The organism is Mesorhizobium sp. M5C.F.Ca.IN.020.32.2.1 (assembly GCF_004023105.1).
In the GTDB taxonomy this organism is placed as follows: domain Bacteria; phylum Pseudomonadota; class Alphaproteobacteria; order Rhizobiales; family Rhizobiaceae; genus Mesorhizobium; species Mesorhizobium wenxiniae.
Map to the genome: position 1 here is coordinate 1 of NZ_RZSX01000280.1, position 7001 is coordinate 7001.

The 7001-nt window shown below is 61.0% G+C and carries 9 protein-coding genes, 1 tRNA gene and 1 pseudogene; 3 read left to right on the forward strand and 8 right to left on the reverse strand.

Features of this window, described 5'->3' with window-relative positions; all coding sequences use genetic code 11:
* From EOA86_RS15840 to EOA86_RS15860, 5 genes and pseudogenes are all read right to left on the reverse strand, one after another.
* Positions 1-307: pseudogene (locus EOA86_RS15840) on the reverse strand (hypothetical protein); the annotation flags it as partial.
* Complete coding sequence (locus EOA86_RS15845; RefSeq protein WP_065005831.1) at positions 304-699, reverse strand: phage holin family protein; 396 nt, start codon at positions 697-699, stop codon at positions 304-306. The pseudogene EOA86_RS15840 and the gene EOA86_RS15845, both read right to left, overlap by 4 nt.
* Positions 696-1379 carry a hypothetical protein gene (locus EOA86_RS15850; RefSeq protein WP_203546875.1) on the reverse strand — a complete coding sequence of 228 codons (684 nt, stop codon included), beginning with the start codon at positions 1377-1379 and terminating at the stop codon, positions 696-698. The genes EOA86_RS15845 and EOA86_RS15850 overlap by 4 nt, the downstream gene beginning before the upstream one ends.
* 313 nt (positions 1380-1692) lie before the next feature.
* Positions 1693-1896, reverse strand: coding sequence for a hypothetical protein (locus tag EOA86_RS15855; RefSeq protein WP_095517063.1), 204 nt, complete (start codon positions 1894-1896; stop codon positions 1693-1695).
* A gap of 138 nt (positions 1897-2034) precedes the next feature.
* On the reverse strand, positions 2035-2760 hold the full coding sequence (locus EOA86_RS15860) for a Crp/Fnr family transcriptional regulator (RefSeq protein ID WP_065005829.1): 726 nt from the start codon (positions 2758-2760) through the stop codon (positions 2035-2037).
* Between the two features lie 121 nt (positions 2761-2881).
* On the opposite strand from EOA86_RS15860, the gene EOA86_RS38665 reads away from it, so the two are divergent.
* Positions 2882-3046 carry a hypothetical protein gene (locus EOA86_RS38665; RefSeq protein ID WP_164891775.1) on the forward strand — a complete coding sequence of 55 codons (165 nt, stop codon included), beginning with the start codon at positions 2882-2884 and terminating at the stop codon, positions 3044-3046.
* Here EOA86_RS38665 and EOA86_RS15865 read toward each other — a convergent pair.
* A tRNA-Gly gene (locus EOA86_RS15865) sits at positions 3035-3108 on the reverse strand. The genes EOA86_RS38665 and EOA86_RS15865 overlap by 12 nt on opposite strands.
* A 252-nt stretch (positions 3109-3360) precedes the next feature.
* On the opposite strand from EOA86_RS15865, the gene EOA86_RS15870 reads away from it, so the two are divergent.
* The gene (locus EOA86_RS15870) at positions 3361-3624 is read left to right on the forward strand and encodes a DUF6460 domain-containing protein (RefSeq protein WP_029356786.1); all 264 of its coding nucleotides are present in this window, start codon (positions 3361-3363) and stop codon (positions 3622-3624) included.
* A 92-nt stretch (positions 3625-3716) separates the two neighbouring features.
* Here EOA86_RS15870 and EOA86_RS15875 read toward each other — a convergent pair whose 3' ends face one another.
* Entirely contained in the window at positions 3717-4619 is a 903-nt protein-coding gene (locus tag EOA86_RS15875) for a histone deacetylase (protein WP_128342472.1), read from the reverse strand.
* A 112-nt stretch (positions 4620-4731) separates the two neighbouring features.
* On the opposite strand from EOA86_RS15875, the gene EOA86_RS15880 reads away from it, so the two are divergent.
* Complete coding sequence (locus EOA86_RS15880) at positions 4732-6084, forward strand: MATE family efflux transporter (RefSeq protein ID WP_206630034.1); 1353 nt, start codon at positions 4732-4734, stop codon at positions 6082-6084.
* Between the two features lie 12 nt (positions 6085-6096).
* Here the strand turns inward: EOA86_RS15880 and EOA86_RS15885 are convergent.
* Positions 6097-7001 (reverse strand): quinone-dependent dihydroorotate dehydrogenase (locus EOA86_RS15885; RefSeq protein ID WP_128342474.1); only part of this gene is annotated, 905 nt, incomplete at its 5' end.

The window sequence follows — 7001 nt, forward strand, 5'->3', positions numbered from 1 at the left end:
AGAAAGCGTCAGAAGCCATGCCTCTCCGATAGCCAGCGGCAGCTGAGTTGGTTGCCGTCGGGCCGTTGCCGAGCATCAGCCAGGCCAGGCCGGCTCCAATCAATGTCAGAGGCAACGGGTTGTCCCTGACCTGCGACTTGAGGTTGCCAAGCATGGCGGATCCCTCGCCGCCGGCGAACATTCCGGTAAATTCGTCGATCAATTGACCCGGTGTCATCTTGCTGCGGATCGAATCGGCGGTGTCTGCTACTTTCGCTCGGGCGATGTCGGCATCGCGTTCGAGCTCGGCTGCGGATTTGTCGCTCATCTTATTTGATCCTTGATCACGCGCGCGTCGCGCTTGAGTTGGTCTTGTGTGCGATCGGGCGTCAGCTCGGAAGGAGCCATGCTTTTCGTGCCAGAGCGCAAGAGAATGATTCCCAGTACCGCGACGACGATCCCGACCAGCAGCGAGGACCATCCCGCTCCCAGACCGGCACTCGCCAGGGCGATTACGAGTGCCTGCAAAAGCACCATCAAGGCCGCGAGAAGGCATATGGCACCGGCCAGAACCTCGGCTGCGCCTGCGCCCGCCTTGCTGATTTTTTCCGACATTTCGGCCCGCAACAGCCTACTTTCGGTTTGAAGCAGGGTTGTGACCTGCTGTGCCAGATCGCTGACGAGGGTTGCGAGGCCGCGACTTTCCTGATTGTTGGTCATGGGTTCCGCTCCAGGCTTGCGCCGGCCCAGTCGTCACCGGCCAAATCTTCACCGGCCAAGTCATCGCCGGCCCTGTCGTCCCTAGGCTGGTTGAAGCGGGGCGGCGTAGTGTCAGGTGCCTCTGCCGATCGCGTAGCAGACTCATCCGAGTTGGAAACCGTCTGTGAACCCCCGTCTGTCTGCGATCGACGCTGTGTCTCGGTCCGGGCAGATGGTGGCGAGCTCTTGATAAACCGCCCCAGCGCCAAGCCTGCCAATACTGAACCGGCGATAAGCGCCCCTGAATTTTCGCGGCCGAACGACCGCATCTCGCCAAGAACATCTTCGAATGGTTTGTCCTTCAACGAAGATGAAAGGCGCTCAAGTGAGCCGGCGGCATCGAGGGTGAACTTCGAAGCGGTCCGTTGATCATTATTGGCCAGATGCTCGCTTGCTGCTCGCAATGCTCCGCTAAAGGCCTTTAGGTTGGAGCTGATATCGCGCTGTGTTCCCTCGGCCTTGTCGAACAACGCCTGCTTGGCTTCAGCAGCGTAGTCGCCCGCCTTCCTGGTGAGTTCGTCGCGAGCGTCCTGTAGCGCCTCTGTCGCGGTCTGCGTTTCCTGCTGGAACCGCTCGGACAGTTCGCTTTTGGCTGTTTCAAAATCGGCCGGCTTACGGCCCTGATCGTCTTCGCGCTGCATGGTATTCTCCTAATGGAATCCGAGGAAGGAGAGGATAGCAAGCACGACGACGACAAGGCCGATGAGATAAATGACACTGTTCATGGTGGCAATCTCCTCCATTGCCTAACGAACTTGCCGGGGGCAAACAAGTTCCATCACTTCCAGCTAAATTAGCGATAGTGAAGCAACCGGCGAGCCCGGTGAACTCTCTTGGAAGTTCCCACGCGCCGTGTGCCGAGACGCGGACCCAGCCGGCCGTGCGGAGATTGGCCCGCCTCAGCGCATCGGATTTCAAGGGCTCAGGTTAGGCTAGTATAATAAAGCACCACGTCTAGCTCTCATTAAGGTCAAAGCTCACAGGAAGATTGTAGTCTATTGCACGATTGGCAATCATGTTCGCTAGGTCGGAATCAGAGACCGAGCATGCCGGAACAATCTGTTTGAGCGCCTTAACGGCGAGGCCCGTCGATATGAAACTATGGCGCCGCCTGCGAATATTTACGTAATGTTCGATGAGGTTGTCGAGTTCACGCATGTGCAATCCTTCTTTGACGTCAACCGTGTGAATTGAACCCAGCTGTAATCGATCCGGAGCGAGGGCTCATTCACATTGTTTAGTTGACGAGAAATCTTGATGCCGCATTAGCGCGTTGACGCGTCCTGGCCGACGCGGTCACCGAGGTTCATGGAAGAGATTGAGGTAGGTCGTATCAAAGTCGGCCAGTAAGGCCAATCGCTGGAAATCCAGGATAACAATCCTCCTGTCTTTCCAGCTAACCAGGTCCTTCGCACGAAGTTCCTGCAGCGTCCGGTTCACGTGAACTACTGATAGACCAAGCACGTCGCCCAATTCCGCCTGGGTCAGTGGAATCGCGAACGTCTGGTCAGAGGCCAATCCAACTATCTCTAACCGGACATACAACTCGCAGATTATATGTGCGAGATGCTGTTTGGCGGAGCGACGCCCGAGGCAGGTTATCCAAGTCCTTTGGATTGAGGCATCGATAGTCGTCGAAAGCCAGAGCATCCGGGTGAGATGTGGACTTCCACCCATTGCTGTGAGCAGGTCTTTGTGTCGAATGAAAACAACATCGCACGAACCCAGCGCGCTCACGCTGTGATCCATCACTTTTAGCAGTAAACTATGCAGATCGACAAAGTCTCCCGGCACGTGAATTGCCGTTATTTGACGCTTTCCTTCCCGAATAGCCTGGTTTCGAACTGCGAAACCATTCGCGAGAAGACAGCTTTCGGCGGGGCGGGAACCCTCCCTGACGATCTCCTCATCATGTCCAAAAGTCACCGGCCGGACTGGAAGAGCCTCAATAAGCGCGACTTCGTCTGGCGGCAAGGCGTCGCGGCGGTCAAGCATGCGAACCAAGAGGTCTTTGCCAAACATCGCGGTCCCCTTTGACTAGAAACGCGGATCAGCATCTTTTGTTGCCGCCTCTTATTAGAATCCCGTTATGTTCTATCCAGTTCATATGTGCCGGCGACCTAGACCCGATCATGTGGGCCCTGTGAGTGCCGGCGCCGGCAGGCTCGACTTCATTCCGCCGATGATGCCTACCTTGGTAGCCAAGCCGCCCCAAGGTGACGACTGGTTTTACGAGGCCAAGTTCGACGTCTACCGCTCGCAGCTCATCAGCAACCTCAATGCCTATAGGGCAAGGTGGAGCGGGTAGCGGGAATCGAACCCGCGCGTTCAGCTTGGGAAGCTGACAAGCTACCATTACATCATACCCGCGCAGCAGCCTCGTTACCACGCAAGCCGGCGTTCGGGCAATCGTTAAGCGTGCACTCGTGCCTTCCAGCCATCCGACTGTTACTCCGTCATGGCAAGGGCGCCGGCGTTGCAACATAAGTTGGCGAGCAGACAATCCGGCCAACCCGCCATGCGGAGCAACTGGGAGTCAGCGACCCGCCTTGATGCCAGCGCGGCAAGTGCGTATTTCTGGACCTGTGCCCGAATCGGGGCAACCGAATCTGGAGATCCGCCTTGTCCGCACTGACGCGCTTTCTCGGCGATTCGCCGCTCCGGGTGTTCCTGAAGCTGCTGGTGGTATCGTTCCTCGTCGGCCTAGTCATGAACGCATTCGGCTGGTCGCCGATGGATGTGCTCTACGGCGTCCGGAATTTCTTCGTCGATCTCTGGAATCTGGGCTTCCGCGCCATTGACCGTTTTCTCGGCTATATCTTGCTGGGCGCGGCGATTGTCATTCCGGCCTTCATCCTGCTCAGGATCGCCAACTATCGGAAATAGAGCATGACCCCAAGCCGAAGGTCAGTGTAGCAAAAGTGGGCCGGCTTTTGCTCCGCTGACCTGTGGTTCGGCAGGGAAATCCTAGAAGGTCGTCAGGCGAACCCTGACGCCACTTCGAACAGGATGGAATGGCGCGCGGCGAGGGCCGCCACATCTGTCGAATAGCCGCCGCCGATAACGCCGCAGACCGGGATGCCGAGCGCGCGGAAATGACGGATCACCATGTCGTCGCGGGCGCGCAGCCCCTCGTTCGACAGTGACAACCTGCCAAGCCGGTCCTCGGCATGAACGTCGACCCCGGCATTGTAGAAAACGATGTCCCAGCGCGCCTTGGCGGTGAGTTCCGGCAGGACGCCGCCCAACCTTTCGAGATAGGCCGCATCGCCGGTGCCATCGGGCAGAGCGATGTCGAGGTCGGAAGCGATCTTTCGCGTCGGATAGTTGCGGTCGCCATGCATGGAAAACGTGAACACGCGCCGCTCCCCGCCAACAATATCCGCCGTGCCGTCCCCCTGATGCACGTCGAGATCGACGATCAGGATGTTGCCGGCGGCAGCTTCGGCAAGCAGCACCAGTGAAGCCACGGCAACATCGTTGAAGGTGCAGAAGCCGGCGCCTTGCGCGCGCCGCGCATGATGGCTGCCGCCGGCTGTATTGCAGGCAATGCCGTTCAGCAACGCCAGCCGCGCTGCCAGCACGGTGCCGCCCGTTGCGAGCTGCGCCCTGAGCGAGACGCGCGGGCCCACCGGAAAGCCGATCTCGCGCTCGATTTTTTCAGGCACTTCGCAGGCCAGCACCTGGTCGACATAACCGGCGGCATGGGCAAGCTTCAGCCATGATGCCGGCGCCGGTTCGGGCACGTTGAGAGCGGCGGGGCCGGTCAGTCCGCGCGCGCCCAAGGCTTCCATCAGCAGCTTGTATTTGCTCATGGGGAAGCGATGGTTGACTGTGAAGCCGGCGTCGTAGTCGGGATGATGAACGATCTGCAGGGGCATTTGGGTGGTTTACGGCGGGTGCGCCAGAGGCGGGTTTCGGTTGGCCGTGGCGGGATGAGCGGTTGCGCGGCGTCCGAAATCTGGGCCACATCGGCTGTTCTATCAAGCCACGATGGGGAAGCGGGTCCTGGATCAGGTGTCAGCAGCGGCCAACGGCCGGTCTTTCGTCGTCACCAACCGCTCGGTGCTCGCCATCGCGGTGCCGATGACGCTTGCCTATCTGACGACGCCGCTGCTCGGCATCGTCGACACGGCCGTGGTCGGGCAGTTGGGCGACGCTGCCCTTCTCGGTGGTCTGGCGGCGGGCGCCCTGGTCTTCGACGTCGTCTTCACCTCCTTCAATTTCCTGCGTTCCGGCACCACAGGCCTCGTCGCCCAGGCGCTCGGACGCGGCGACGAACTGGAGGAACAGGCGGTGTTCTGGCGCGCCGTGCTGATCGCGGTCGTCGCCGGCATTGTGCTTGCCGCACTTGCGCCACTGGTCGCCATCGCCGGACAATGGTTCATGAGCGCCGAGGCGCGCGTCAGCGAGGCGATGGCCGTCTATATCCGCATCAGATTGCTCGCCGCACCGTTCTCGCTGATCAACTACGCCATCCTCGGCTATGTGCTGGGGCGCGGCGAGGGCGGGCTGGGACTGATGCTGCAATTGGTGCTGAACGGCATCAACATTGCGCTCTGCATCCTGCTGGGGCTGGAGCTCGGCTGGGGCGTCGCCGGTGTCGCCTGGGCCACCGTCACCGGTGAATTCGTCGCCATGCTGCTTGGCCTGGCGATCATCGGCCGGCGTTTCTGGGCAGCGCCCCGGCTGCCGCGCCATCGCATCCTCGACCTGTCGGCATTCCTGCGCATGATGTCGCTCAACCGTGACATCATGATCCGGTCGTTTTCGCTGCTCGCCGCTTTCGCACTGTTCACTCGCCAGGGCGCGCAATTCGGCACGGTGACGTTGGCCGCCAACGCCGTGCTGATGAACTTCTTCCTCATCGCCGGCTATTTCCTCGACGGTTTCGCCACGGCGGCCGAACAGCTCGCCGGGCGTGCCGTGGGCGCGCGTGCCGCGATGCAATTCCGGCAGGCGGTGCGGCTGACCCTGTTCTGGGGCTTCGGGCTGGCGGCCGCGGCGACGCTCGTCCTTTTGCTGGGCGGTACTGATCTGGTCGCCCTGATCACGACGTCGGAAGACGTTCGCGCCGTTGCCGACAACTATCTGGCCTGGGCGGCGCTCACCGCGCTCAGCGGCGTGCTGGCGTTTCAGATGGATGGCGTCTTCATCGGCGCGACCTGGTCGCGCGACATGCGTAACATGATGCTGTTGTCGTTCCTTGTCTTCAGCGCGGCCTTGCTCATCCTGGCGCCGGCCTTCGGCAATCACGGCCTGTGGGCGGCGCTGCACGTCTTCCTGCTGGTGCGCGGCTTCAGCCTGCTTGCCATTTTGCGCGTTAGGATGCGGACTGCGTTTTAGAGCGGCTTCGGGTTAGAGCGGCTTCGACGCCCATTGATCGAGGCTGGTATCGCGCAACTCGCGCAGCGACTTGAGCCTTTGCATGTCCGCGAACCGGACCATCCCGCCAAGAATGCGGCCCGGTAGTGCCGGCCCAGCATAGATCATGCCGGTGTAGAGCTGGACGAGATCGGCGCCGGCGCGGATCTTTTCCAGCGCCGTCTCAATGGAATCGACGCCGCCGACGCCGATGATGGCGCGGTCCGGGCCAAGCAGTTTGCGCATCTTTGCCAGCACGATGGTCGAGCGCTCGAACAACGGTTTTCCCGAAAGCCCACCGGTCTCGCCGGCAAGATCGGCGCTGCGCAGCCCCGGCCGCGCGATGGTGGTGTTCGAGACGATGAGGCCGTCTATTGCCTTCTCGGTAACCTCGGCGGCGATATCCTCCAGCTCGGCCTCGACCAGGTCCGGCGCGATCTTGAGGAAGACGGGCGGCTGCGCTGCTGCTGCCGTACGTGCGGCCATGACGCGCGACAGGAGCTCGCCAAGCTGTTCACGGGCCTGCATGTTGCGCAGACCCGGCGTGTTCGGCGAGGAGATGTTGACCGTCAGGTAGCTGGCGTATGGCGCAAACCTGACAACGCCGCGTTCATAGTCACTGACGCGGTCGGTGCTGTCTTTGTTGGCACCGATATTGACGCCGACGATGCCGGCGCGGCCCTTGCGGGTAGCAAGCCGTTCTTCGGCAGCCTGGTGACCCTCATTGTTGAAGCCCAGCCGGTTGATCACCGCTTCGTCCGATGTCAGCCGGAAAATGCGCGGCTTCGGGTTGCCGGCCTGCGGCCGCGGCGTGATCGTGCCGACCTCGGCAAAGCCGAAGCCGAGGCCAAGCAGCGCATCGGCAACCTCGGCGTTCTTGTCGTAGCCGGCAGCCATGC